Origin of the sequence: Massilia sp. DJPM01, from assembly GCF_030348125.1 — a bacterium.
Classification (GTDB): Bacteria; Pseudomonadota; Gammaproteobacteria; order Burkholderiales; family Burkholderiaceae_D; genus Telluria_A; species Telluria_A frigida.
In genome coordinates this window covers 85655-110649 of sequence record NZ_JAQOZV010000001.1, presented here as the reverse complement: position 1 = coordinate 110649, position 24995 = coordinate 85655, and the positions used below count along the sequence as shown (strand labels likewise).

25 protein-coding genes are annotated in these 24995 nt (G+C 67.5%); 18 read left to right on the top strand and 7 right to left on the bottom strand.

Annotated features, from left to right (window positions below; genetic code table 11):
• The first annotated feature begins 10 nt into the window (after positions 1 to 10).
• From PO883_RS00455 to PO883_RS00405, 11 genes are all read left to right on the top strand, one after another.
• Complete coding sequence (locus tag PO883_RS00455; RefSeq protein WP_289308023.1) at positions 11 to 2212, top strand: 4Fe-4S binding protein; 2202 nt, start codon at positions 11 to 13, stop codon at positions 2210 to 2212.
• Complete coding sequence (locus PO883_RS00450; protein ID WP_289308022.1) at positions 2209 to 3471, top strand: nitrous oxide reductase family maturation protein NosD; 1263 nt, start codon at positions 2209 to 2211, stop codon at positions 3469 to 3471. The genes PO883_RS00455 and PO883_RS00450 overlap by 4 nt, the downstream gene beginning before the upstream one ends.
• Positions 3461 to 4372: an ABC transporter ATP-binding protein gene (locus tag PO883_RS00445; RefSeq protein WP_289308021.1), complete on the top strand. Its 912-nt coding sequence runs from the start codon at positions 3461 to 3463 to the stop codon at positions 4370 to 4372. Before PO883_RS00450 ends, PO883_RS00445 begins: the two co-directional genes overlap by 11 nt.
• Positions 4356 to 5192: an ABC transporter permease gene (locus PO883_RS00440; RefSeq protein WP_289308020.1), complete on the top strand. Its 837-nt coding sequence runs from the start codon at positions 4356 to 4358 to the stop codon at positions 5190 to 5192. Before PO883_RS00445 ends, PO883_RS00440 begins: the two co-directional genes overlap by 17 nt.
• A complete protein-coding gene (locus PO883_RS00435) occupies positions 5177 to 5686 on the top strand; it encodes a nitrous oxide reductase accessory protein NosL (RefSeq protein ID WP_289308019.1) in 510 nt (169 codons plus the stop codon). The genes PO883_RS00440 and PO883_RS00435 overlap by 16 nt, the downstream gene beginning before the upstream one ends.
• A 31-nt stretch (positions 5687 to 5717) precedes the next feature.
• Positions 5718 to 6167: a cytochrome c5 family protein gene (locus tag PO883_RS00430; RefSeq protein WP_289308018.1), complete on the top strand. Its 450-nt coding sequence runs from the start codon at positions 5718 to 5720 to the stop codon at positions 6165 to 6167.
• Positions 6168 to 6209: 42 nt separating this feature from the next.
• Positions 6210 to 7256, top strand: a complete 1047-nt coding sequence (locus PO883_RS00425) for an FAD:protein FMN transferase (RefSeq protein ID WP_289308017.1) — start codon at positions 6210 to 6212, stop codon at positions 7254 to 7256.
• Positions 7257 to 7369: 113 nt separating this feature from the next.
• Positions 7370 to 7792, top strand: a complete 423-nt coding sequence (locus PO883_RS00420; protein WP_289308016.1) for a hypothetical protein — start codon at positions 7370 to 7372, stop codon at positions 7790 to 7792.
• 113 nt (positions 7793 to 7905) lie between these two features.
• Positions 7906 to 9267: an MBL fold metallo-hydrolase RNA specificity domain-containing protein gene (locus tag PO883_RS00415; protein WP_289308015.1), complete on the top strand. Its 1362-nt coding sequence runs from the start codon at positions 7906 to 7908 to the stop codon at positions 9265 to 9267.
• Positions 9268 to 9414: 147 nt separating this feature from the next.
• Positions 9415 to 10626: an acetate/propionate family kinase gene (locus PO883_RS00410; RefSeq protein WP_289308014.1), complete on the top strand. Its 1212-nt coding sequence runs from the start codon at positions 9415 to 9417 to the stop codon at positions 10624 to 10626.
• Positions 10619 to 12985, top strand: a complete 2367-nt coding sequence (locus PO883_RS00405; protein WP_289308013.1) for a phosphoketolase — start codon at positions 10619 to 10621, stop codon at positions 12983 to 12985. Before PO883_RS00410 ends, PO883_RS00405 begins: the two co-directional genes overlap by 8 nt.
• On the opposite strand, the gene PO883_RS00400 is transcribed toward PO883_RS00405, so the two are convergent.
• The 4 genes from PO883_RS00400 to PO883_RS00385 form a co-directional block, all read right to left on the bottom strand.
• Positions 12982 to 14202 (bottom strand): efflux RND transporter periplasmic adaptor subunit, encoded by a 1221-nt coding sequence (locus PO883_RS00400; RefSeq protein WP_289308012.1) that lies wholly within the window; start codon positions 14200 to 14202, stop codon positions 12982 to 12984. The genes PO883_RS00405 and PO883_RS00400 overlap by 4 nt on opposite strands.
• 1 nt (position 14203) lies before the next feature.
• Positions 14204 to 16576, bottom strand: coding sequence for an ABC transporter permease (locus PO883_RS00395; protein WP_289308011.1), 2373 nt, complete (start codon positions 16574 to 16576; stop codon positions 14204 to 14206).
• Positions 16577 to 16598: 22 nt separating this feature from the next.
• Positions 16599 to 17330, bottom strand: a complete 732-nt coding sequence (locus PO883_RS00390; RefSeq protein WP_289308010.1) for an ABC transporter ATP-binding protein — start codon at positions 17328 to 17330, stop codon at positions 16599 to 16601.
• Between the two features lie 160 nt (positions 17331 to 17490).
• Positions 17491 to 17877 carry a TraR/DksA family transcriptional regulator gene (locus PO883_RS00385; RefSeq protein WP_289308009.1) on the bottom strand — a complete coding sequence of 129 codons (387 nt, stop codon included), beginning with the start codon at positions 17875 to 17877 and terminating at the stop codon, positions 17491 to 17493.
• 318 nt (positions 17878 to 18195) lie between these two features.
• Here PO883_RS00385 and PO883_RS00380 point away from each other — a divergent pair, with 318 nt between their 5' ends.
• Entirely contained in the window at positions 18196 to 19434 is a 1239-nt protein-coding gene (locus PO883_RS00380; protein WP_289308008.1) for an MgtC/SapB family protein, read from the top strand.
• Between the two features lie 27 nt (positions 19435 to 19461).
• Here the strand turns inward: PO883_RS00380 and PO883_RS00375 are convergent, their stop codons facing one another.
• The gene (locus PO883_RS00375) at positions 19462 to 19665 is read right to left on the bottom strand and encodes a hypothetical protein (RefSeq protein WP_289308007.1); all 204 of its coding nucleotides are present in this window, start codon (positions 19663 to 19665) and stop codon (positions 19462 to 19464) included.
• A gap of 10 nt (positions 19666 to 19675) precedes the next feature.
• A complete protein-coding gene (locus PO883_RS00370) occupies positions 19676 to 20512 on the bottom strand; it encodes a universal stress protein (RefSeq protein WP_289308006.1) in 837 nt (278 codons plus the stop codon).
• A 254-nt stretch (positions 20513 to 20766) separates the two neighbouring features.
• Between PO883_RS00370 and PO883_RS00365 the strand changes: the two genes are divergently transcribed.
• The 3 genes from PO883_RS00365 to PO883_RS00355 are packed head-to-tail and all read left to right on the top strand — an operon-like array spanning position 20767 to position 22044.
• Complete coding sequence (locus PO883_RS00365; RefSeq protein ID WP_289308005.1) at positions 20767 to 21597, top strand: hypothetical protein; 831 nt, start codon at positions 20767 to 20769, stop codon at positions 21595 to 21597.
• On the top strand, positions 21584 to 21841 hold the full coding sequence (locus PO883_RS00360; RefSeq protein WP_289308004.1) for a hypothetical protein: 258 nt from the start codon (positions 21584 to 21586) through the stop codon (positions 21839 to 21841). Before PO883_RS00365 ends, PO883_RS00360 begins: the two co-directional genes overlap by 14 nt.
• An 11-nt stretch (positions 21842 to 21852) precedes the next feature.
• On the top strand, positions 21853 to 22044 hold the full coding sequence (locus tag PO883_RS00355; RefSeq protein ID WP_289308003.1) for a hypothetical protein: 192 nt from the start codon (positions 21853 to 21855) through the stop codon (positions 22042 to 22044).
• A 282-nt stretch (positions 22045 to 22326) separates the two neighbouring features.
• Here PO883_RS00355 and PO883_RS00350 read toward each other — a convergent pair whose 3' ends face one another.
• Positions 22327 to 22485, bottom strand: coding sequence for a hypothetical protein (locus tag PO883_RS00350; protein WP_289308002.1), 159 nt, complete (start codon positions 22483 to 22485; stop codon positions 22327 to 22329).
• Positions 22486 to 22763: 278 nt separating this feature from the next.
• On the opposite strand from PO883_RS00350, the gene PO883_RS00345 reads away from it, so the two are divergent.
• From PO883_RS00345 to PO883_RS00335, 3 genes are read left to right on the top strand one after another with little or no spacing between them, the layout of a single operon-like run.
• Positions 22764 to 23030 (top strand): hypothetical protein, encoded by a 267-nt coding sequence (locus PO883_RS00345; protein ID WP_289308001.1) that lies wholly within the window; start codon positions 22764 to 22766, stop codon positions 23028 to 23030.
• The gene (locus tag PO883_RS00340) at positions 23023 to 23328 is read left to right on the top strand and encodes a hypothetical protein (RefSeq protein WP_289308000.1); all 306 of its coding nucleotides are present in this window, start codon (positions 23023 to 23025) and stop codon (positions 23326 to 23328) included. Before PO883_RS00345 ends, PO883_RS00340 begins: the two co-directional genes overlap by 8 nt.
• Positions 23325 to 24962 carry a PepSY domain-containing protein gene (locus PO883_RS00335; RefSeq protein WP_289307999.1) on the top strand — a complete coding sequence of 546 codons (1638 nt, stop codon included), beginning with the start codon at positions 23325 to 23327 and terminating at the stop codon, positions 24960 to 24962. Before PO883_RS00340 ends, PO883_RS00335 begins: the two co-directional genes overlap by 4 nt.
• Positions 24963 to 24995: the final 33 nt, after the last annotated feature.

Below are 24995 nucleotides of genomic sequence, written 5' to 3'. Positions count from 1 at the left end.
CGGACTGTCGATGCGCGCCCTGGCTTTCCTCCTGCGCCTGTTTGCCCCGTTGTTCCTGGCATCGTTGCTGGCGGCAGGGCCGGCGCGCGCCTCGGTCTACTCGGCCGAGCTGTCGCAGCAACTGCTGCATGGCCCCGACCTGTGCGCCGAGGCGCCTTGCCGCGATGTCATGCCGCAGGCGCAGAAGTTCTCCGTGCGCAAGGGCCGGCCGAGCTATGTCGAGGCCCTCGCGGTGGGAGCGGACAAGTCCGAGCGCGTCATCGGCTATGTCTTCCTGTCGACCGATGTGGTCGACATTCCCGCTTACTCAGGCAAACCCATCGTCACCCTGATCGGCATGGATACGCAGGGCATCATCACCGGTGTGCGCGTGCTCAAGCATTCCGAGCCGATTTTATTGGCAGGGATAGCTGAATCGACTTTACTCAAATTCATCGCCCAGTACACCGGCAAGTCCGGCGACGCCAAGCTCGAAATCGGCCACGGCGACGAGGCCAGCGGCACCGTCGGGCTGGACGCGATCAGCGGCGCCACCGTCACCGTGATCGCCGAAAACCAGGTCATGTCGCGCAGCGCCTACGAAATCGGGCGCCAGGTCGGCATTTTCAAGGGCGAAGTGCGGCCGGCGCCGCGCTACACCCCGCTTGACGATCGCCTCAGCTGGCAGCAATTGCTGGACGAGGGCAGCGTGGTGCATTTCCCCCTGCAGCGCAAGGACGTCGGCCTGGCCGGCGACGCGGCCTACATCGACATGTATTTCGGCCACCTGAACGTGCCCACGGTCGGCATCAGCCTGCTGGGCGAACCGGTTTACCGGCGCCTGATGGCCGACCTCAAGCCGGACGAGCAGGCCATCTTCATCATCGCCAATGGCGAAGCCTCGTTCAAGGGCTCGGGCTTTGTGCGCGGCGGCATCTACGACCGCATCCAGGTGCGCCAGGACCCGCAAAGTTTCACCTTCCGCGATACCGATTACCTGAACCTGTACGGCTTGCACGCGCCCGGCGCACCGGCGTTTACCGAGTCGGCCGTGTTCATCGTGCGCTCGGCCAATTTCAATCCCGCCTGGCCGTGGCAGCTCACTTTCCTGGCCAACAAGGCGGACGCCCAGAGCGGCGCCAAGACCTTCGTCCACTTCAATGCGCCGTACTGGCTGCCGGCGCGCTACCTGGAAGGCGGGCGTCCGCACATCGTCCGGCCCGAGGCGAGCTGGCGCGCCATCTGGAAGGGCAAGCCGGTCCAGATCGTGCTGTTCCTGCTGGTGCTGGCCTTCACGGCAGTCATGTATTCGCAGCGCGACAAGCTGGTGCGCGCCTCCAAACGCAAGCACAAGCCATGGATTTCGCGTCCGCGCCATGTGCTGTGGCTGGTCAGCGTGGTGTTCCTCGGCTTTTACCTCAAGGCCCAGCCCAGCATCACCCAGGTGCTGACCTGGTTCCATTCTCTGCTGCACCAGTGGAAATGGGAATTGTTCCTGTCCGATCCCTTCATTTTCCTGTTCTGGTGGTTCATCATCGTCAGCGTGCTGGTATGGGGCAGGGGCGTCTTCTGCGGCTGGCTGTGCCCGTTCGGCTCGCTGCAACAACTGGCGCTGAGCATCGGCAAGGCGGTCGGGCTGGCACGCTTCCAGAAGCTGTTGCCTAAACCGCTGCACGATAAGCTCAAGTGGATCAAATACGCCATTTTCGCCGTACTGCTGGCAGTGTCGTTCTACTCCATGGAAATGGCCGAGCGGCTGGCCGAGGTCGAACCGTTCAAAACCACCTTCATCGTCGGCGTATGGAACCGTACGTGGCCGTTCTGGGCCTTCATCGGCGCCATCCTGGGCTGGTCGTTCCTGAGCGAGCGGCCGTATTGCAAATACCTGTGCCCGCTGGGCGCCGGACTGGCCATTCCCGGCAAGTTCCGCCTGTTCGGGCTCAAGCGCAAGGCCGAATGCCAGACTTGCCACGCCTGCGCGGCCGGCTGCGGCTCGCATGCGATCGACAGTGCAGGCCGCATCGACCAGATGGAATGCATGCTGTGCCTGGACTGCATGATCCTGTACTACGATGATCACGCTTGCCCGCCGCTGGTCAAGGAGCGCAAGCTGCGCGAAAAGAATGGCGATGCGCTCACGCCAATCAATGCGGGAGGCTATTTCATTTCCCTCGATTCGGTGCGCGGCGCGCTCAAGGCCAAGACGGCGCCATCGGCGGGGGAGCCGCCGTGAGCGCGCGCGCCATCGCCCTGGGCGCGCTGCTGGCCCTGTGCGCCGGCGCCGCACACGCCGCCGTGCTGCAAGTGCGCGCGGGCGAGTCGATCGGCGCCGCCGTGCGCGCCGCATCCGCCGGCGACACGATCCTGGTCGCGCGCGGGCTCTACAAGGAACGGCTGCTGATCGACAAGCCGCTCACCCTGCGCGGCCAGGAGCGGCCCACCATCAGCGGCGGCAACAGCGGCGACGTGATCCGGGTGACAGCCAGCGACGTCACCATCGATGGCCTCATCATCCGCGACAGCGGCGCCGACCTCGACCGCCAGAACGCGGGCGTGTACGTGGTGCCCGGCTCCGACCGTTTTGTGCTGCGCAACTGCGTGCTGAGCTACACCCTGTTCGGCGTGTGGCTGGAAAAAGTGGACCATGCCACCCTGGCCGGCAACACCATCAGCGGCAAGCGCGACCTGCAATCGGCGGCGCGCGGCAACGGCATCCAGGTCTTCAACAGCGCCCACGTGGATGTCATCGACAACAACATCAGCTATGCGCGCGACGGCATCTACGTGGACCTCTCGCGCCACGCCCTGTTTCGCGGCAACAAGATCCACCACCTGCGCTACGGCACCCACTACATGAACACCAACCACAGCACGTGGGAAAACAACGAGTCCTACCAGAACCGGGGCGGGCTGGCGCTGATGGAAGTGCGCAACCTGGTGGTGCGCAACAACGTGGCCTGGGGTAACGAGGATCACGGCATCATGCTGCGCACCATCCAGGATTCGCTGATCGAAAACAATGTGGTGGCGGCCAATGGGCGCGGCTTCTTCATCTACGACGCCGAGTTCAATGTGCTGCGCAATAACATCGTCATCAACAACCGCACCGGCGTGCATCTGTCGGCCGGTTCCTCCAACAACGCGGTCGATGGCAACGACTTCATCGGCAACGAGGAAGCCGTCAAGTTCGTGGCCGCGCGCGACGTCCAGTGGGGCCGCACGCGCGGCAACTACTGGAGCGGCTACAACGGCTGGGACCAGGGCGGCGATGGCGCCGGCGACGTGGCCTACGAGGCCAGCGACCTGGTCGACCGCCTCAACTGGCAATACCCGCTGGTCAAGCTGCTGCTGACCAGCCCCTCGGTGAGCACCTTGCGCTTCGTGGCGCGCCAGTTTCCCGTGCTGCGCGCGCCCAGCGTGGTCGACCGCTATCCGCGCATGCGGCCCAACAATCCTGACTGGCATCGCTGGAATGACAAACATGTCCATTGAACTTGACGCGGTGAGCAAATCCTTCGGCCCGGTCGAGGCGATCCGCAATGTATCGCTGAACATCGCGCAGGGCGAGATGTTCGGCCTGATCGGGCATAACGGTGCCGGCAAGAGCACCTTGTTCAAGCTGATGCTCGGCCTGCTGCCGGCCAGTGCCGGCGCGGTGCGGGTGGGCGGGGTGGCCACCGCCAGCGCCGCGTTTCGCCAGGTGCGGCGCCGCATCGGCTATCTGCCGGAAAGCTTCGTGAGCTACGACAACCTTTCCGGCCTGGAAGTGCTGCAACTGTTCGCCGACCTCAAGCAGGTGGCGCGCGCCGAATGCGGCCGCATGCTGCGCCGGGTCGGGCTGGCCGATGCCGCCACGCGGCGCCTGCACACTTACTCGAAAGGCATGCGCCAGCGCCTGGGATTCGCGCAAGTGCTGCTGGGCGACCCGGCACTGATCTTTCTCGACGAACCGACCAACGGACTCGATCCGGAAGGTATCGCCGATTTCTACACCATCCTGCGCGAGGCGCAGGGGCGCGGCGCCACCATCGTGATCACCTCGCACATCCTGGCCGAAATCCAGGACCGGGTCGACCGTCTCGTGATCCTCGATGCGGGCCGGGTCGCCGCGCTGGGCACCCTGGCCGAGCTGCGCGCGCGCCAGGTGCTGCCCTCGCATATCGACGCGCAGCTGTTGCCCGGCGGCGGCGCCAAGGCCGGGCCGGCGCTGGCCCATCTGGCGGGGGTGACCACGATCGTCGATGGCGACCGCGCCCTCATCGCCTGCGCGGCCGCGCTCAAGGCGCCGGTGCTGGCCACGCTGGCGCCGATGCTGCTTGATGTGAGCATCCGCGAACCCTCGCTCGAAGACCTGTTTTTGGGCTATGGAGGCACGCATGGGCGCGCGCATTGAGTGGGGCCAGGTGCGCGTCATCGCCGCCAAGGAATTTCGCGACCGCATCCGCAATCGCTGGGTGCTGGCGGTGGCGCTCATTTTCGCCCTGTTCGCGCTGGCGATCGCTTACTTTGGCGCTTCGCAGCAGGGCGAGGTCGGCTTTCGCAGCATCGACGTGACGGTGGCCAGCCTGGTCAGCCTGGTGATCTACCTGGTGCCGCTGATCGCACTCATTCTCGGCTACGACGCCATCGTCGGCGAGCGCGAACGCGGCTCGCTGGAATTGATGCTGTCGATGCCGATCACCCGCTTCGAGATTTTGTTGGGAAAATATTGCGGACTGGCCGCCGCGCTCGCCAGTTCCACCGTGCTCGGCTTCGGCGCCGGTCTGCTGCCGCTGGCGTCCGAATTGACCGTGCGCGATGGCTACCACTACGCCGGCTTCGTCGGCAGCGCCATCCTGATGGGCATGGCGTTCCTGAGCATCTCGATGCTGGTGTCGGTGCGCGCGCTCGACCGCGTGCGCGCCAGCGGCGTGGCGATCGGCCTGTGGTTCTTCTTCGTGCTGATTTTCGACTTGCTGCTGATGGGGGCGCTGGTGCTGAGCCAGGGCCGGCTGGACAGCAACACCTTCGCGGCACTGCTGATGCTCAATCCCGCCGATGTGTTCCGGCTGCTCAATATCTTCAGCTCGGAGCAGGCCCAGACCATGTACGGCCTGGCCACGGTGATGCCGGGCGGCCTGACCGATCCGGCGGTCCTGCTGGCCATCATGGCCGGCTGGGTGGTCATTCCCTTCTTGCTTGCCAACTGGAGTTTCAAATGTCCTTCAAGATAAACCGCCTGCTGGCGGCCTTCGCCGCCGCCGGCTTGCTGGCCGCCTGCAGCCAGCAAGCCACCACCGCCAGCGCCCGGGAACCGGCACCTGACACCGCCTGCGCGCTCGATGGCATGGTGCTGCTCGATTTCCCCGGCCCCAAGGCGCAGATCCAGTATGCCGAAGGCAAGGCCGACTATTACTGCGACCTGATGGAACTGTTCACGGTGATGCTCGCGCCCGAGCACAAGCGGCGCATCGCCGGCGTGTTCGTGCAGGACATGGGCAAGACCTCCTGGGACAAGCCGAGCGGGCACTGGATCGCCGCCAAGGATGCGCTGTACGTGGTTGGCAGCAAGAAGCAGGGCTCGATGGGGCCGACCTTCGGCGCCTTCTCGGATGCCGCGCAGGCCGACGCCTTTGCCAAAGCCGAGGGCGGCAAGGTGCTGCCCTACGGCCAGATCACGGTAGCGATGCTCGACACCGGCCACGCCGCCGGCGATATGCGCCATTGATCGTCCCTTTTATAACGACTGGAAATACATCATGAAAAGCACCACCTTGCTGTCCCTGTTGATCGTTGCGGCCCTGGCGGCCTGCGGCGACAAGGCACCAGCCCCTGCCGCCCCTGCAGCCGGCCCAAGCGCGGACGCGCCTGCTGCGGCGCCTGCTCCCGTTCCCGTTCCCGCACCTGTCGCGGCCGCCGCGCCGGCTGCTTCCGCCGCAGCCCCTGCCGCCGCCAGCCCGGCCGAACTGGCCGCCGGCGAAAAAATCTATGCAGCCTCCTGTGTTTCCTGCCACGGCGCCGCCGTGCTGGGCGCGCCGAAACTGGGCGACAAGCCATCCTGGACGGCGCGCATCGCCAAGGGTATGGACGTGCTGTACGAGCACGCCACGAAAGGCTTCAACATGATGCCGCCGCGCGGCGGCAATGCCGCCCTCAAGGATGAGGAAATGAAGTCGGTGGTCGACTTCATGGTCAGCAAGGCGCGCTGATAAGGGAAGGGCGGTGCTGCCGCCCTGTCAAGGGAGAACGCCATGCGCGCCTTACATGCAACACTGATCGCGGCGGTGCTGTGCCTGCTGGCGCTGGCCGGCTGCCAGCGCGCCGGCACGGTCCATCACATGCGCGGGCACGTGTTCGGCACCGCGGTCGAGATCAGCATTTACGGCGGCTCGGCGCAACGCGCCGACGAGCTCAGCGGAGCGGTCCTGAACGAATTCGACCGGCTGCACCACAAATACCATGCCTGGCAGCCGAGCATGCTCACCTCGCTTAATGATGCCATCGCGCGCGGCGAGCCGTTCACCGCCGACGCCGAGATGGTCGCGCTGCTGCAATCGGCGACCCTGGTGGCGGAGCGCTCCGGCAACCTGTTCAACCCGGCCATCGGGCGCCTGATCCGGCTGTGGGGTTTCCAGAGCAGCGACATCGTGCCCCAGGCGCCGGCGGCGCAGGACATCCGGCGCTGGCTCGACGCGCGCCCGCGCCTGGCGCACCTGCGCTACCAGGGCAACACGATTTCGAGCAGCAACAAGGCGGTCATGATCGACCTGGGCGGCTACGCCAAAGGCTACGCGCTCGACCGCGCGGCCCTGATCCTGCGCCAGGGCGGGGTCAAGGCGGCGCTGGTCAACGTGGGCGGCAATGTGCTGGCCATCGGCCAGCCGGGGCCGCGCCCGTGGCGGGTCGGTATCCAGGACCCGCGCGCCCCCGGCGCCGTGGCGCAGGTGAACCTGGGCGACAATGAAGCGATGGGCACCAGCGGCGACTATCAGCGCTATTTCCTCAAGGATGGCAAGCGCCGCCCGCACATCATCGACCCGCGCAGCGGTTATCCGATCGACCTGGTGGCGTCGGTCACGATCGTGACCTCGGGTGGCGCGGATGCCGGTTTGCGCTCGGACGGCAACTCGAAACCCCTGTTCATCACCGGCCCGGCCGGCTGGGAAGCAATGGCCGCCCGCATGGGCCTGGACCAGGTGATGCTGATCGACGCGCAAGGCACGGTGCATACCACGGCGGCCATGCGCGCGCGGCTGGCGGCGGCGCAGGAGGCGAAGGGCCGCGTCCAGGTGAATTAGTTTCCGTGCGGGAACCAAAATGAAAGAAAGCTTACTTCCCCGTACAATGGCGATTCGACAACATGCGGCTGCTTCCAGCCCTGTTGGTTCCAGGACGACCACCGGAGAATAACTTGCGTAAACACTTAATCAAAATTTCAATGCTGTGCGCCGCGGTGCTGATGGCTGCTTGCGAAACCACGGGAACCAAGCCGGCCGACCCGAATGCGGTCGAAGCGCCGTCGCCGAAGAATCCGGACTTTTCCGCCGAAATGGCCAAGTTCGATGCCCAGTTCCCGAACGCCAAAGCCACCAAATACGAGAACGAATCGATCGCCTTCAATAACGAGCGCAAGCTCGACCAGAAAGGCAATTGCCACGGCAAGTCGAAGTACCCGGTCACGATCGTGCTGGTGCTCGATGCGGAAGGCAAGGTCACCAAGACCATGACCGATGTCGAGAACGCCAAGGCCAGCTGTTTCCGCAGCGCCTACGCGGGCGTGCAATTCCCGCGTCCGCCGATGGCGCCGTACCGCAAGGCGATCCTGCTGAACTAAGCGGCGTGTAATTCCCACGCCCGCCAGCGTGAATCCGGCCGGTTTTGATTTGCGTCAAGGTATTTGGTCGGTAACTCATTGATATTCCGGTATTCACTCTGGAAAGGTTTTTGATGAAACTGAAATTCCTTGGCGCGACTGGCACCGTGACCGGTTCAAAATACCTGCTCAGCGCCGGCGGCCATGCCATCCTGGTCGACTGCGGCCTGTTCCAGGGGCACAAAGAACTGCGCTTGCGCAACCGGCACCCGTTTCCGGTCGATCCGGCCGGTATCGACGCCGTGGTGCTCACCCATGCGCACCTGGACCACAGCGGCTACCTGCCGCTGCTGGTGAAAAATGGGTTCACCGGCAAGATTTTTTGCAGTCCGGCCACCTTCGACCTGTGCAAGATCCTCTTGCCCGACAGCGGGCACCTGCAGGAAGAAGAAGCCAGCTACGCCAACCGTCACGGTTTTTCCAAACATGCGCCAGCCTTGCCCCTGTATTCGGAGGCCGACGCGGTGCGCGCCCTGCGCCAGTTCGCGCCGGTGCCGTTCGACACGCCGTTTGCCATCGCCGGCGAGCTGCAAGGGCAATTGGCGCTGGCCGGCCATATCCTGGGCGCGGCCATCGTCACGGTGCGCTGCGCCGGGAAAAGCATCGTGTTTTCGGGCGACCTCGGCCGTCCCAACGACCCGCTCATGGTGGCGCCGGCGGCCATCGCCGAGGCGGATTATCTGGTGGTCGAGTCGACCTACGGCGACAGGCGGCACGACCCGGCGGATCCGCTGCTGCTGCTCGGCCAGACCATCCGCGACAGCGCCGCCCGCGGCGGCGTGACCATCATCCCCGCGTTCGCGGTCGGGCGCGCGCAGTCGCTGCTGTACGACCTGCACCGCCTGAAGGAGCAGGGCGCGATCCCGGCCCATCTGCCGGTCTACCTGAACAGCCCGATGGCCGCCGACGCGACCGCGCTGTACCAGAAGCACTTGCACAGCCACCGCCTCAGCCACGAGCAATGCTTCGCGATGCGCCACGCCGCCACCATCGTCAACAGCGTGGAGGAATCGATCGCCCTCAACGAGCGCCAGGTGCCGATGGTCATCGTGGCGGCCAGCGGCATGGCCACCGGCGGGCGCGTGCTGCACCATCTGAAGGCATTCGCCCCCGATCCGCGCAACACGATCCTGTTTGCCGGCTTCCAGGCCGGCGGCACGCGCGGCGCGCTGATGCTGGCCGGTTGCGCGTCGATCAAGATCCACGGGCAGCAAGTTCCCTTGCGCGCGCGGGTCGCGCAGATCGCCAATCTGTCGGCGCATGCCGACGGCGATGAACTGATCGGCTGGATGTCGCATATCCGGCATGCGCCGCGGCGTACCTTCATCACCCACGGCGAGAGCGCCGCGGCCGAGGCCCTGCGCCGCCGCATCGTGGAAGAGCTCGGCTGGCCGTGCGAGGTGCCGGGCTATCTGGACGAGGTAACGCTGGCCTGAGGCTGCCCGCCACGCCCCGTGAGCGTGGGGCGTACCCGGAGGTTTTTGATTTGTATCAAGGAATCGGGAAAACCTTCCGCCCTATGATGGGACTTGCCGGCGCGGCGCACCCGCCACGCCGCCGCATCGATCAACCCGAGGAGCGCCATGTTTTCCCCCGATAAGGCCAATTTGCTGGCAATCAATGCCGGCTCGTCCAGCATCAAGTTCGCCCTGTTCCCATCGAGTCCGGCAAGCGAGGCGGTTTTCCGGGGCGCGCTCAGCGACATCGGCGGCAAGCACAGCGCCTTTGCCGTGCAGGGCGCCGGCGCCGACACCTTCACGCGCCATTTCCCCATACCCGAACATGTCACCGCCTCCAACGTGCTGGTCGAATGGCTGGCCGCGCGCCTGCCGCCGGCGGCGCTGGCGGCGATCGCCCACCGGGTGGTTTGCGGCGGCCCCGGCCCGACGGCGACGCGGGCGATCGATGCGCCCATGCTGGCCGAGCTGTATGCGGCCGCGCCGGGCGAACCCGGCCATCTGCCGCAGGAACTGCGCCTGATGGAGGTATTGCGCCGCCATTATCCGGGCAGCGCGCACCTGGCCTGCTCCGACAGCGCCTTTCACGCCAGCATGGCGCCGCAGGCCGCGACGCTGCCGATTCCGCGCCGCTACCAGGCGCTCGGCGTGAAGCGCCACGGCTTTCATGGCCTGTCCTGCGCCTGGCTGATGGGCGAACTGGCACGCGTGGCCGGGCCCCGGGCGGCGGCCGGCAAGGTGCTGATCGCCCATCTTGGCGGCGGCTCGAGCGTGAGCGCCATCGAGAATGGACTGAGCCGCGATACCAGCATGGGCCTGACCCCGGCCGGTGGCATGATGATGGGAAAACGCTCGGGTGACCTCGACCCCGGGCTGGGCTGGCACCTGGCCCGCACCGAGCAGATGAGCCCGGCGAGCTTCAATCACATGGTCAATCACCAGTCCGGCCTGCTCGGCATTTCCGGCACCAGCGCCGACCTGCGGGTGCTGCTCGCCAGCGAGGCGCACGACAGCCGGGCCGCCGAGGCGGTCGCCATGTTCTGCTACCAGGCGCGCAAGACCATCGGCGCGATGGCCGCCGCCATCGATGGCGTGGACACCCTGGTGTTCGCGGGCGGGATCGGCGAGCGTGCGGCCGAGGTGCGCGCGCGCGTGTGCGCCGGCCTGGGGCACCTGGGCGTGCTGCTCGATGCGGGCGCCAACGAAGCCGGCGCGGCGCTGATCTCGGACCCGTCGGCCAGGGTCGCGGTGCGCGTCATGCGCACCGACGAGGAAGCGATGCTGGCCGCCGAGGCGCGCGCCTGGCTGGGCGCGCGCGGGGAGGACGGCCATGCGTGAGGCTGGCGCGGCCAGCGCGGCCACCCTCGACGGCGTGCACGCCTGGTGGCGGGCCGCCAATTACCTCTCGGCCGGACAGATCTACCTGCTCGACAATCCCCTGCTGCGCGAAGCGCTGGCGCCGGCCCACCTCAAGCCGCGCCTGCTCGGGCACTGGGGCACCACGCCCGGCCTGAACTTCATCTACGCGCACCTGAACCGTGCCATCCTGGCGCACGACGTGTCGGTGCTGTATGTCGCCGGCCCCGGCCACGGCGGCCCCGGCCTGGTGGCCAACGCCTGGCTGGAGGGCACTTACAGCGAAGTCTATCCGGCCATCAGCCGCGATGCGGACGGCATGCGGCGCCTGTTCAAGCAGTTTTCCTTCCCGGGCGGGATTCCCAGCCATGTGGCGCCGGAAACGCCGGGCTCGATCCACGAGGGCGGCGAACTGGGATACTCGCTGGCGCACGCCTACGGCGCCGCCTTCGACAATCCGGACCTGATCGTCGCCTGCGTGGTCGGCGACGGCGAGGCCGAAACCGGGCCGCTGGCGACCAGCTGGCACTCCAACAAATTCCTCAATCCGGTGCATGACGGGGCGGTGCTGCCGATCCTGCACCTGAACGGCTACAAGATCGCCGGCCCGACCGTGCTGGCGCGCATCCCGCGCGCGGAACTGGCCGCGCTCATGAGCGGTTACGGCTACGAGCCGTTCTTCGTCGAGGGCGACGATGCGCCCGCCATGCACCGCCTGATGGCCGACACGCTCGACACCGTGCTGGCGCGCATCCGGGCTATCCAGCAGGAAGCGCGCAGCGCCGGTTTTGGCGGACGGCCGCGCTGGCCGATGATCATATTGCGCTCGCCCAAGGGCTGGACCGGCCCGCGCGAGGTCGACGGCAAGCCGAACGAGGGCACCTGGCGTGCGCACCAGGTACCGATCGCCAATATGGAGCGCGCCGGGCATCTGGACTTGCTTGAACAATGGCTGCGAAGCTATGCGCCGGCCGAGCTGTTCGACGCGGCCGGTGCGCCGTGCGCGGCGCTGCGCGCGCTGGCGCCGGCCGGCACGCGCCGCATGAGCGCCAACCCGTGCGCCAACGGCGGCGCGCTGCTGCGCGACCTGGTGCTGCCCGATCCGGGGCAATTTGCCCTCAGCCTCGCCGCGCCTGGCGCGCTGCGCGCCGAGTCGACCCGGGTGCAGGGCCAGTACCTGCGCGAGGTGATGCGCGCGAACATGCACAATTTCCGCCTCTTCAGCCCCGACGAGACCACCTCCAACCGCTGGGATGCGGTGCTGGAAGTGAGCCAGCGCTGTTCGGTGGCCGAGATCCTGCCGGGCGACGAGCACATCGCCGCCGATGGGCGCGTGATGGAAATGCTGAGCGAACACCAGTGCCAGGGCTGGCTCGAAGGCTATCTGCTGAGCGGGCGGCACGGCATGTTTTCCTGCTACGAAGCCTTCATCCACATCGTCGACTCGATGGTCAACCAGCACGCCAAGTGGCTCAAGGCGGCCAATGGCATCGCCTGGCGCCGCCCGGTCGCGTCGCTCAACTACCTGCTCTCTTCGCACGTCTGGCGCCAGGACCATAACGGCGCCAGCCACCAGGATCCCGGCTTCATCGACCATGTGCTCAACAAGAAAGCCGAGATCGTGCGGGTCTACCTGCCGCCCGATGCCAACACCTTGCTGGCCGTGACCGATCATTGCCTGCGCAGCCGCAACCTGATCAATGTGATCGTGGCCGGCAAGCATCCGGCCGAGCAATGGCTCGACATGGATGCCGCCGCCGCCCATTGCCGGCGCGGCATCGGGGTGTGGGAGTGGGCCGGCAGCGCCGGCGCGCAGGAGCCGGACGCGGTGCTGGCCTGCGCCGGCGACGTTCCCACGCTCGAAGCGCTGGCGGCCGCGCAACTGCTGTACCAGCACTTCCCGGCCCTCAGGCTGCGCGTGATCAATGTGGTCGACCTGATGACCTTGCAGCCGCCGCATGCGCATCCGCACGGCTTGCCGGACCCGGAGTTCGATGCCCTGTTCACCGTCGACAAGCCGGTCGTGTTCGCCTATCACGGCTATCCGGCGCTGATCCACCGGCTCACCTACCGCCGCAGCAACCATGCCAACCTGCACGTGCACGGCTTCCGCGAGGAGGGCACGACCACGACCCCGTTCGACATGACGGTGCTCAACGGGATCGACCGCTTCCACCTGTTCGCCGCCATCGTCGAGCGGGTGGCGGCGCTGGCGCCCGCGCGCGCGGCGGCGCGCCAGTTCGTGGCCGCCAGGCTCGACGCGCACCGGCGCCATATCGAGCAATACGGCATCGACCTGCCGGAAATTCTCGACTGGCGCTGGAGCGGGCCGGGCGCCTAGCGCGCCTGGGATACCTCGCGCACCTGGACCCGGTCGCCGTCGCGCAGCTGGGCCGGCGGGTAGACGATCACTTGCGCGCCCTCGGCCAGGCCGTCGCGCACCCAAGCCTCGGCATCGTTGCGCCCGCCCAGGCGCAGCGGCGCCAGGTGCGCGCGGCCGTCGCGCACCAGGTACACGCCCATCCCGGTATTGTCGGCGCCGCTTTTTCCCGGCAGCGGAAACACGGCGCTGACCGGCACCTTGCGCACCTGGTCCAGGCTGGACGTGATGATGCGCACATTGACCCGGTAGGCCACTCCCAGGCCGGCGCCGCGCGCATCCGCGCCGGGCAGGTCGATCAAGACCCGCACCCGCTGTTCCTCGACCCCGAGCGCCGAGATTTTGGTGAAGGCGGCCGGCTCCACGCGCCGCACCCGGCCGTCCAGCGGCATGCCGCCCCAGCGGTCGATGCGCACCGGGGTGCCGGGACGGGCCAGGATGGCGTCGGCGGTGAGCAGTTCGGCCACCACCTCGAGCCGGTCCGGGTCGCCCAGTTCGAGCAGCGGCGCGCCCAGCGCGACCACCGCCTCGCTGGCCTGGATCACGCGCAGCACGCGCCCGCCGACCGGGGCGCGCACCGCGAACATGGCGTCGCCGCCCTGGCCGGTGCCGCCGTCCAGCGCCGCGCGCGCCTGCTCGGCTTCGTGCAGGGCGATCTGGCGCTGCGCGGCCGCGCCGTCGCGTTCCTGTTGCGCCGCCTGCGCCGCCAGCCGCTCTCTGTCGAGCCGGCTTGCAGCCACGAAGCCGGCCATTCCCAGCTGCTCGGCGCGCATAAAATCGTGCTGCGCCTGGCGCAGGGCGATCCCGGCGCGCTCGAGCGCGGCGCCGGCCGCCGCGACCTGGGCTTGCGCCGCAGCCAGCCGGGCTTGCTGCTGGCGGCGCGTGCGCTCGTCGAGCAGGGGCGCCCGCGCCGGGCGTAGCTGCGCCACCACGGCGCCGGCGGCCACCTGGTCGCCTTCGCGCAGGGCGATCCGCGCCAGCTGGCCGGCCAGCGGCGCCGACACCAGGTAGTGCTCGACCAGGCGGGTCTTGCCATCGTCTTCGACCGCGCTCTCGAAGTGGCCGCTGGCAACCAGCGCGGTTTCCACCGCGATCGGGCGCGGGGCGAAGGCCCATGCCAGCACGGCGGCCAGGGCGGCCGCCGATGCTCCTGTATAGATCCAGCGTCGTGCAAGCATATTACTCCCGGGTTTTAAGGACTTCGACCAGATTGAGGCGGTCGATATGGCGCCGCACCACCAGCGCGCTGGCCACGCCCGTGGCGAGCACGGCCAGCGCAGCCCATGCATAGGTGCTGGCCTGGATGACGAGCGGAAAATGCAGCTGGTCGGACTTCATCAGTTCGGCAATCAATCCCACCAGGCCCCGTCCCAGCAGCATGCCGAGCGGCAGGGCGAGCCCGATCACGATCGCCATTTCGCCGAGCAGCATGGCCGACACTTCGGCCCGGGTAAAGCCGAGCACGCGCAGGCTGGCCAGCTCCCAGGCGCGCTCGGACAAGGCGATGCGGGCATTGTTGTACACCACGCCGACCGCGATGATGACGGCGAAGGTGGTCAGGATCGTGCTCATGATGCGCACGTTGCGCGCGGTGATCTCTTCCATGTTGGCGAGCATGGTGTTCTTGCTCCAGGCGCCCGCGATGCGCGGCAGCGCCTTGCTCGCTTCCAGTACCCGGGCTTCCGCGCCCGGCTCGACCGACATCACGAAACCCGTGCTCAGGTCGCCTTCGGAGAGCAGGCGGTTCAGGGCGCGGCGTTCCATGTAGGCATTCAAGCCGAACATTTCATCGACCGTGGCCTGGAGCGGCACCAGCAGGGTGCGCGGGCGCCCTTCGAGCACCTCGATCCGGACCGGGTCGCCCGCTTTCAGGCCGAGCTTGTCGGCCAGGCGGTCGGTGAGCACCAGCCCGCGCCCCTCGAGCAGGGTTTCGCGCTGCGCCATGTCGACCACGCGGTACAGTTCCGGGCGCCCGGCGTAGCCGCGCAGGATGGTGCGTTCGCGGCGCTGGGCGTTGCCGATGCTGACGCTGGCATAGCGCAGCGACTCGACATGGCGCACGCCGGGCAGGCGCCGCAGCGCGAGCCGGACGCTGTCGTCGACCGGTTCGGCGGTCCACATGACGATGTCGCCGCGCAGCCCCAGGGTGAACTGGTTGTCGATCACCACGGCGATGGCGTCGCGGAAGAAATTGCCCATGATGATGATGGCCACGGCGGCGGCCACCCCGGCGCAGGCCATCAGGCTGCGCATGGGGCGCCGCTCCATATTGCGCAAGGTCATGCGCAAGGCCGGGCCGCCCGCCCTGATGCCGAGCCGTTCGAGCAGGGTGCGGCGAAAGTGGGCCGGCGCCGGCGCGCGCATCGCCTCGGCCGGGGCCAGGCGGGCGCTGGCCGCGATCGCGTGCAAGGTGCCGGCGCAAGCGGTGGCGATGCTGATCGCCGCGCTCAGCAACAGCAAGGCGGGCGCCAGGCGGTGCTCGAAGGTGGGGAAATGGAAGGACTCGGCGTACAGGCGGGTCAGCAGGTAGCCGAGTTGCTTGCCTACCGCGATGCCCAGCAGCAGTCCGGCGCCGACGATCAGCAGCACGAACTTGAGGTAGTGCGCGCTGATGGCCGCGTTGCCGTAGCCGAGCGCCTTGAGGGTGGCGATCTGTTCGCGCTGGGTCGAGACCATGCGCGCTACCACCACATTGAGCAGGAAGGCGGCCACGCCGAGAAAGATGGCGGGCAAGATCGTACCCATCACGCGCTGCTGCGCGATTTCGTTGCCCAGCATCGCGTGCGACACCTGTTCGCTGCGGGCGATGACGTCGCGCCCGCCGTAGGCCTGGAGCATGGCGCCGATGGCGGCCATGGCGGGCGGTGCCGGCGCACCCGGCGCCAGCGTGAAGGCGGCGCGGTTGAACCCGCCCTCCATGTCGTAGGCCGCCGCCAGCACCTCGCGCTCGACCCAGAACACGCCGAAGCCGCGCGCGTCGGGCATGCCCCACAGGCCGGCGAAAATGAATTCCGGGCTGTGCGCGATCCCGACCACCAGCAAGCTGCGCTGCTTGCCGTTGATCAGTGCGCGCAAGCGCGAGCCGGGGCGCAGTGCGCGCGCCTGGGCGAACGCTTCCGACACCAGCGCTTCGATCTCGGCGTCGGCGCGCACCGGGCCGGCCGCGCGCAGGGCGCGCCCGGCCGCCAGCGAGACCAGGTTCATGCGCGGCGGATGGCGCCGCTCGACCCCGATCAGTTGGCCGATCAGCGGTTCGGTGACGCCGGCCAGCTCGATCCGCACCACCTGTTCGATGCTGGTCTGGACATCGGCCACGCCCGGCGCCTCGCGCAGGCGCGCCGCCAGCGACAGGGGCGCGTTCTTGACGCCGGCGAACAGGTTGGCGAAGCGGGCGGAGGCGTAGAAGCGGTCGCGCGCCAGTTCCAGCGAATCGACCGCGGACAGGCTGGTGATGAAACCGCCGATCCCGCTGGCCACCACCAGCGCGATGGTCAGCGCCTGGCTCCACATGCGGCGCAGGTCGCGCAGCAGCTTGCGGTTCAGGACGCGCATGCGAATCGCGCCATGGGCCGCGCTACCATGCCAGTTGCGCCGGGCTGAGCTTATGGGTATTGCTGTCCACGCTCTGGATGGTGCCGTCGCCCAGCTTGACGACGCGGTCGGCCATGGCGGCGATCGCGGCATTGTGGGTGATCACGACCGTGGTGGTGCCCAGTTCGCGGTTGATGCGTTCGATGACGTCGAGCACCAGCTTGCCGGTGGCGTAGTCGAGCGCGCCGGTCGGTTCATCGCACAGCAGCACGGCGGGGCGCTTGACGATGGCGCGCGCGATGGCCACGCGCTGCTGCTCGCCGCCGGAGAGCTGGGATGGGAAGTGGTCGCTGCGGGCCGCCAGGCCGACCATGCCGACCGCCTCGTCGACCGGCATCGGGGCGCTGGCGATATCGGTCACCAGGGCCACGTTTTCGCGCACCGTCAGGCTGGGAATCAGGTTGTAGAACTGGAACACGAAGCCGACATGGCGGCGCCGGTACTCGGTCAGGCCGGCCTCGCCGGCGGCGCTGAGGTCTTGCTCACCGAACAGGACCTGGCCCGAGCTGGCGCTATCGAGTCCGCCGAGGATGTTGAGCAGGGTCGATTTGCCGCTGCCGGAAGCGCCCAGCAAGACGATGAATTCGCCGTGCCCGATGTCCAGGTCGACATCGCGCAAGGCGCGCACCGCCAGCTCGCCGGCGCCGTAGGTTTTGCACAGGCGGCGGATGCGAAACACGGGAAGCGCGGCCGCGTCCGCATGCTCAGGGCTCACGCCGGGTCTCCGCCGCGCGCGCTGTGCTTGACATGAACCGTGATTGACATGCTTGTCCCTGATGGCGTGGATGGATCGGCATCGACCGCAGGCGCCGCGCGGCCATGCGATAAATGATGTGCCTCAGGACGTGGCCCGAAAACCTTGACAGCAGCCGCTGTCAGTGCGGCACGGGCGGGCCCTGCTTTTCGAGCGCTTCCTGGCAGGCCAGGCACATGCGCGCCGCCGGCTGCGCACGCAGCCGGGGTAGCGCGATGGGCTCGCCGCACCCTGCGCAGCCGCCGTAGGCGTCGCCGGCGATGCGCCCGAGCGCGTAGTCGAGGGCTTCGAGGTCGGCCAGTTCGAGCTGCAACTGCCCGATGTCGGTGTCGCCCAGCAAGTCCGCCTCGGCCTGCTCGCGCACGTCCGCGAAATGATTGGCCAGCGCCAGCTGGTCCGGGTCGCCGCCCTGGTGCAGGCGCTGGCGGATGGCGGCCAGCACGGCCTCGCGCTGGCCGCGCAGTTGCGCGTCGAACTGCTTGATGTCGTCGTCGGTGAGGTGCTGCAAGAGAGGCTCCAGGAAAAGGATCGGCGTGCCGGGCGCACGATGACAGTCACTGTACTGGCGGGCGCGCCCAAAGTCAGCCCGGCTGCTTGATGCACATCAAATTACTATGCAACTGTACAAGCGAAGACGTGCACGGGCGATGGCGGCGCCGGCATGCCGCTCGCGCAAAAGGGTGGCGCCGGGTATCATGGGCACCGCCCCGGCAGGTGGCGTTCACGACAAGGAGTAGCCCATGAAACCAAGCAATCGCCGGCACTTGCAGGGTGCCGGCGCCCGGCCGGCGCGGGGCGCGTCCGTCCGGCGCAGCCGGTCCCGCCCATGGCGCTGACGATGGCGGCGCTGACCGGGATGGCGGTCGCCACCGGCTGCGGCTTGCTGATCGGGATCGACCGCGAACGGCGCAAGGGCAGCGGGCCGGCGCGCGCCTATGCCGGCGTGCGCAGCTTCGCGCTGGCTTCCTTCAGCGGCGCGCTGGCGCAAGCGCTGGGCGGCGCCCTGGTGCTGGTGGCCGGGCTGCTGGTGGTGGCCCTGAGCGTGGCCGCTTACTGGCGCGAGCGTTCGGACGACCCCGGCGTGACCACCGAACTGGCGCTGTTCCTGAGCTTCCTGCTGGGGGTCGCGGCGATCGACAATCCGCGCGTGGCGGCCGGCGCCGCCGTCGTGGTCGCGCTGCTGCTGCACCTGCGCGGCCCGCTGCATCACTTCGCGCGCACCACCCTGACCGGGCCCGAAGTGCGCGATGCCCTGTTTTTCGCCGGCGCGGCGCTGGTGGTCTGGCCCTTGCTGCCCGACGCCGGCAGCGCGTGGCTGCTGGGCGTGAACCCGAAAACCCTGTGGTCGCTGGTGATCCTGATCATGGGCATCCAGGCCGCCGCGCACATCGGCCTGCGCCTGGCCGGGCCGCGCCTGGGACTGGCCATGTCGGGCTTCGCGGGCGGCTTTGTCTCCAGCGTGGCGACCATCACCGCCATGGGCGTGCGCTGCCGCAAGGAGCCGGACTTGCGCCAGGCCTGCGTGGCGGCGGCCTTGCTGTCGAATGTCGCCACCTTCACGCTGCTGTGGGTCGTCGCCATCACCGTCGCGCCGGCCCATCTGCGCCAGCTGGCGCCGGTGCTGGGAAGCGCGCTGTGCGCGGCGCTGGCGGTAGGCGCGCTGAGCCTGGCGGGGCAGAAGGGCGGCGCGCCCGCCACGCCGGCCCCTGGCCGGGTGTTCGACATCCGCCAGGCAGCGCTGTTCGCGGTGCTGCTCAGCGCGGCGACATCGGCACTGGCCTGGCTCAATGCGCAGTTCGGCAGTGGCGCGCTGCTCAGCGGCACCGCGCTGGCCGGTTTTTTCGACCTGCACGCCGCCGCCGGCTCGGCCCTGTCGCTGCTGGGCGGCGGCAACGTCACGCCGCGTGCCGCCCTGCTGGCCGTGCTGCTCGCGGTCACCGCCAATATGATCAGCAAGGCGGCCGGCGCCCTGGCCGGCGGCCGCCAGTTTGCGGTGCGCGTCAATGCCAGCCTGTTGCTGGTATTGCTGGCGGCCTGGCTGCCGTTCTGGCTGCTGGTCCCATGATGCGCGCATGCCACCACGGGGGCGACCCTACATGTGGAAATGCATGATCGTTTGCCACAAGCCGATGTCGGCCTCGTCCATGCGGCGCATGTGCGGCGTGATCCTGGCGAGGATGGCTTTCACCGGCACCGGGTCGAGGTCGAGCCAGGCCGTGGCGCTGCGCCTGACCTCGTCGTCGACGCAGCTGTCCATGAAGTACAGCAGGGCGCTCTTCAATTCGGCCTGGTTCATGGCGCCATGGTCAATGCGCCATCCACAGCGGTATCGGTGACGAGCGCAGCGCCGTGCGGGTCGTGCCGCCGAGCACGAATTCGCGGAAACGGGAGTGGCCGAAGGCGCCCATGACGATCAGGTCGGCACCTTTGGCGGCAGCGAACGACAACAGCGACTCGCCATCGTCGTCGCCGCCACGGACCACATTCACGTCGACCTTGACCCCGTGCCGCGCCAGGAACAGCGCGATGTCGGCGCCCGGCTCCTCGCCGTACCGATCCGGGCGGTCGCTGCCGGCGACGACGACCAGGTCCACTTGCGCGGCAGCGCGCAGCAGGGGCAGCGCGCTGGTGATGGCACGCACCGCCTCGGCGCTGCCGTTCCATGCCACGGTCACGCGTTGGCCGATCGCGCCGATGGCGCCGGCGGCCGGCAGCACCAGCACCGGCCGGGCACAGTGGAGCAGGACGTACTCGGTGACATCGTGGCGCGCGAACGGACGCGGATCGCCCGCCGCCGGCGGGCTGACCACCAGCAGGTCGGCGTACCTGGCTTGCAGGCACAGGCCGGCCCCGACTTCCTCGTCGACCAGCAGCCGCTCCGGCGCGTTCACCCCCGCCCGGCGCGCGACGCTGTCGAACAGGTCCAGCGAACGCTCGGCCTCGGCACGGATTTCCGCGACCGGGAAGGCGATCGGGGGCATGCCCGCATCCATCGCGCTGAGCGGAAACATGAACGCCGACAGTCCGGTCGGCGCAACACCCGTCAGATGGGCGTCGTTCGCGATGGCGAGGCGCGCGGCGGCTTCCACGCGCGCGCCCAGGCGGGGACTTGCGTCGACATGGACCAGGATGGTTTTGTACATTGTCAGCTCCTTGGAAAGTGGACAGGTCAGCGCATCGAATTTACGCCCTGCCACTCGAATTGCCACTTGATGTGCATCAAGCCGTGTAACATTTGTGGCCATGACGCTCATAAAACGAAACAAGGTGCCGCTATCGGCCTGGCTGATGCGCGTGTCCGGCCTGCTCATGTCCCCCCCGGCCATAGCCATGGTCCCCCCGCGCCCCTTCATCAATGAGGTGACATCGTTTTCGATATTTCCTAACGGATGTGCAGATGACGACCTTAACCCCGCACGCTTACCGCAGCCGCGATGGGGGACTGCATTGGGAGGACGAAGGCTTCCGGTTTGGTTCATGGCGTATTGTCGGGGCGAATGAGGAGCTGCATACGACGCTGCGCGGGGATGGGCCGTTCGATCCGCGGCGCGACCGTATCGCCGTGCCGAGCGGCACTTACGGCGCCATCGGCAACAAGTACTATTTCTGTTTTTCCAAGAGGATTTATGTCAGCGCGAACAAGGGCCTGAGCTGGTATGCGCACGGGACGTTTCCTGAAAAAGCGATCCTATGCAGCGCCTTTCACGCACTTTCCGGGCAATTGTTCGTGGGGACCGAGCGCGGATTGTTTCGCGCCGGACCCGCTGCGGACAATTGGCAGCTGGTTGAGCCGCTAGGGACAAGACAGGTCCGTCGGCTGTTCGGCGGACCAGGGGGTGAATTCTACGTTAATGTGCTGGGGGATAAATATAATGGCCACAGTCATGTCAGCCAAGACGGCGGAAAGAGCTGGGCCCCAATTTCCTTTCCTCAGGCAATATCGCCCAGCCCCGGATACCAGCTGGTCGGTATCGTGGGAACGGTGCTGTTTGCCACTGAGCAGGGAAATTTGATCAGCAGCGACAATGGCGGTGTCACCTGGAGCGCGCCGCATGAGGGAGTGGGCAGCCCGAGCGATGAATCCGGACGTTACCTTCACGAAATTCGTGGCGTGGTGGACGGCGGCGACGGTGTTCAGTATGCCTATACACAGCGCTCTGTGTTCAAACGAACGACGCCGGACGGACAGTGGGAGCGCTTATTGCTGAAATCGCTTGATCTGCCCTGACGGCAGCGTCTATCCGCCGCTGAAATATCTTGTTGAAATGATCACCGGGAAGGACATTGGCTACGATGCGTACGCCACCCGCATTGCGGTCTACCTCGACAACACCTTGGTCGCGCGCTTCGACAACACCAGGAGCAGCGCCCTGACCTGGCAGCATGCAGTCGCCCGGTTCACCGGCAACGGTGGCAGGCGGACGATACGCATCGTTACCGACGCCGCCGATCGCTGCCAGTCGGCACGCTGATCAGCGCTGGCGTGCGCTGGCGATCAAACCGCCTGCCACGTTCGGCGGCAAGCGCGGTGGAAACGTCGAACGGCAGCAACGCGGTGATCCATCAAAATATCGTCGTGCAAGTTGAAGCCACGGCGCAGGCACCGATGCTGACATTGGCGCCAGGCCTGGCCCCGCTCAGCCGTTCCCTGGTCGACACCAGTTGGCTCAGGTAAACAGTACTGAACTGAGCAATGGTTCGACGGCCAGTGTCACCCGCGCCATTTCGGGGCTCAATGCCATTGTCAGTTGAAGTTGACTTCGGCTGCCATGTCCGCTACCGCTGTGTGTGCATGATTTCATCGTGACCTGGACTTGCCCGGCGCATCGAAGTGATCAGCTTCAAGCGGATTCATGTGATCCCCTTGGCTAACGAGGCGGTGGACGTCGCGTGGGTGCAAAAGGAGATGGAACGCGGCGTTTCGGCCACGTCCAGCCCGACGCGCGATTTGAACCTGCTAGCCTTCTTCGTCGACCAGCGACACCAGCTCGATCAGCACGGTAATGGCTGCGGCGGTCAGGCGGGCTAACCTGCCCACACGTTCTTCCTGAGGGGTATCGAGCACGCACGGCGCGCGTACCCCCGCATGTCGCCGGAATAGGAATTCGATGTCCATGTGCCACCCGGTCGGTGAAGCACATCGCCGGCATTTTGCAATAGTGCGAAGGATCGCCCGATGCACGGCCTGCCAGATCAGCCACTGCGGGGACGCAAAGGCGGCGCTTGGCCTCGCTCTCAGCCTGGCATGGGAATCGATATCTACAACAAAATTCCCGCACGGAACTCAATTTCGCCTAAAAGATATATTTTACTCAATCTCCGTATTGAGAATCATTTACATTTGAGGTAAGATGCGGCCGTCTCCCCAGTCCCACGGGCGAGTTGAAAGCCAGTATGCCGTTCGCCTTTGCCCTGATCCTGACACTGTTGTCCGCCGTGTGCTGCAATTTCAGCACGTCCCGGGCCGAACCACGCTTGCCGGCCATGCTGGGCTGCGCGCTGGGAGCGGCGCCGCTGCCGCTGGCGGTCGCCATCCTCGGCGCGCAGGCGAGCACCTTCACGGCCATCCTGACGGTGCTGATCGTCTGGATGATTGCCTTGCCGGCCGTCGGCGTGCTGCGCGCGCTGCGCAAGGCCCGCGCGGGGAGGGCGCATGGCTAAGGACACCACACAACGCGACCAGGTCCTGCTGCATAACGGCGTGCTGGCGCTGGTCTTGGGATACCCGCTGGCGATCGCCCTGAGCGGCGTGCTGCACCGGCTGATGCAGTGGCTGGACGCCGGCCCGGTGGCCGGGCAACTGGCCATGTGGGTGGTGTATCCGCTGTGGGTCGGCGTGATCGCCCTGGTCTTCCTGGTGCCCAGCAAGCGCGCCTGCTGGACCTGGCTGGCACTGGCCAACGCGCTGGCCGCCGGCGCCTTCTACCTCATGGCGCTGGCCGGTGGGAGTGCCGCATGAAGCCGGAAATCGTGCGCACCTATAAAGTGGTGCATACCTGGGTCGGCATCGCCAGCGGCGTGATGCTGTTCATCGCCTTTTACGCCGGCGCGTTCACCATGTTCAAGCCGGAGATCGGGCGCTGGGCCGAGGCCATCCCGAGCGCGCAACAGGGCGCCAGTTCGCCAATCGATGCGCTGGCCCGGGCATTTTTCGCCACGCGCGGCGACGCCATCGGCAGCGCGGTGCTGGAGCTCGACCGCGAGCGTCCGGGTTTCGGCCGCATGCGCTATGCCGACCAGCAGGGCGCCAGCTGGCAGGTGACGCTCGACGATGGCGGCCGGCTGCACACCAGCGCCGCGCAAACCGCGCCGGCCGGCCACTTTGTCGACGAGGTGCACCGCAACGGCGGCCTGCCGCTGGCCGGCGCCGTGGCCGAGCCGATCATCGGCGTCGTGGCGCTGCTGTACGCGCTGGCGCTCATTTCCGGCGTGGTCATCCTGCTGCCCTCGCTGGTCAAGGATTTGCTGCTGCTGAGGATTACCGCCAACGTCAAGCGCTTCTGGCTCGACGCGCACAACCTGATCGGCATCACCAGCCTGCCGTTCCACCTGGTCATTGCCCTGACCACGGCCGGCTTCTGCCTGCACGACTGGGTCTATGACACCCAGGACGCCACCATTCACGCCATCGGCAAGCCAGCCGGAGCGGCGCCGGGCGCCAAGGGCAAGGCTGCGCCCGGCGCCAGCGCGAACTGGGTGCCGCCATCGACCCTGCTGGCCAGTGCGCAGGCGCGCTCCGCCAGCTTCACGCCGACCGAACTGACCTACCGCGGCCTGAACAGCCCGAAACCGCAAGTGAACATGGGCGGCGAAGACTGGAGCGGCCACATGCGCGCCCCGCGCGCCGGTTTCATGAACTTCAATCCCGTCACCGGTCAGATGAACAAGGGCATCAGCCTGCTGCCGCACCAGCAAACCAATTGGGAAGCGAGCCTGTCGGCCATCTTCTCACTGCACTTCGGCAGTTTTGGCGGAGTGCCGGTGCGCCTGGCGTATGCCGTGCTGGGCGTGCTGGGCGCGATCCTGTTCTACACCGGCAACCTGCTGTGGATCGAATCGCGGCTGAAAAAGAACCGCCAGCTGGCCGTTCCGCTCGCACAGCCGCGCCACGTGCGCTGGGTGGCCGCGCTGACGGTCGGGCTGTGCCTGGGCGCCGTCATCGGCCTGCCGCTGGGCCTGGTGGCGCTGCGCTGGCAAGCCAGCCTGGGCGTCGGTCTGTCCGGCATCGGCCTGTCCGTCTTCAATACCGCGCTCGCCATCGGCCTGCTGGCGGCGCTGGTGAAGGGCGCGGCCTGGGCCGGCTACCGGCTGACCTTCGCCGCCGCGCTGGCGACCCTGCTGGTGCCCGTCACCAGCCTGCTGGCGGCCGTGTTCCCCGGCCTGCCGATCGGCAAGCCGTACGTCAGCGATTACCTGTTCATCGACGCCCTGTCGCTGCTCGGCGGCGTGCTGCTGCTGTGGATGGCGGCGCGCGTGCGCCGGCGCGGCCGCTCCGGCGAGCTGCACAGCGTCTGGCGCGAGCCGGCACCGCTGGCGCTGTCCCCGCAAACGAATTCAAGCCAAATACCTTCTAACCAAATGGAGCAAATGTAATGCGAGTTGTCCCTGTGTGTGCTTTCCGTGCAA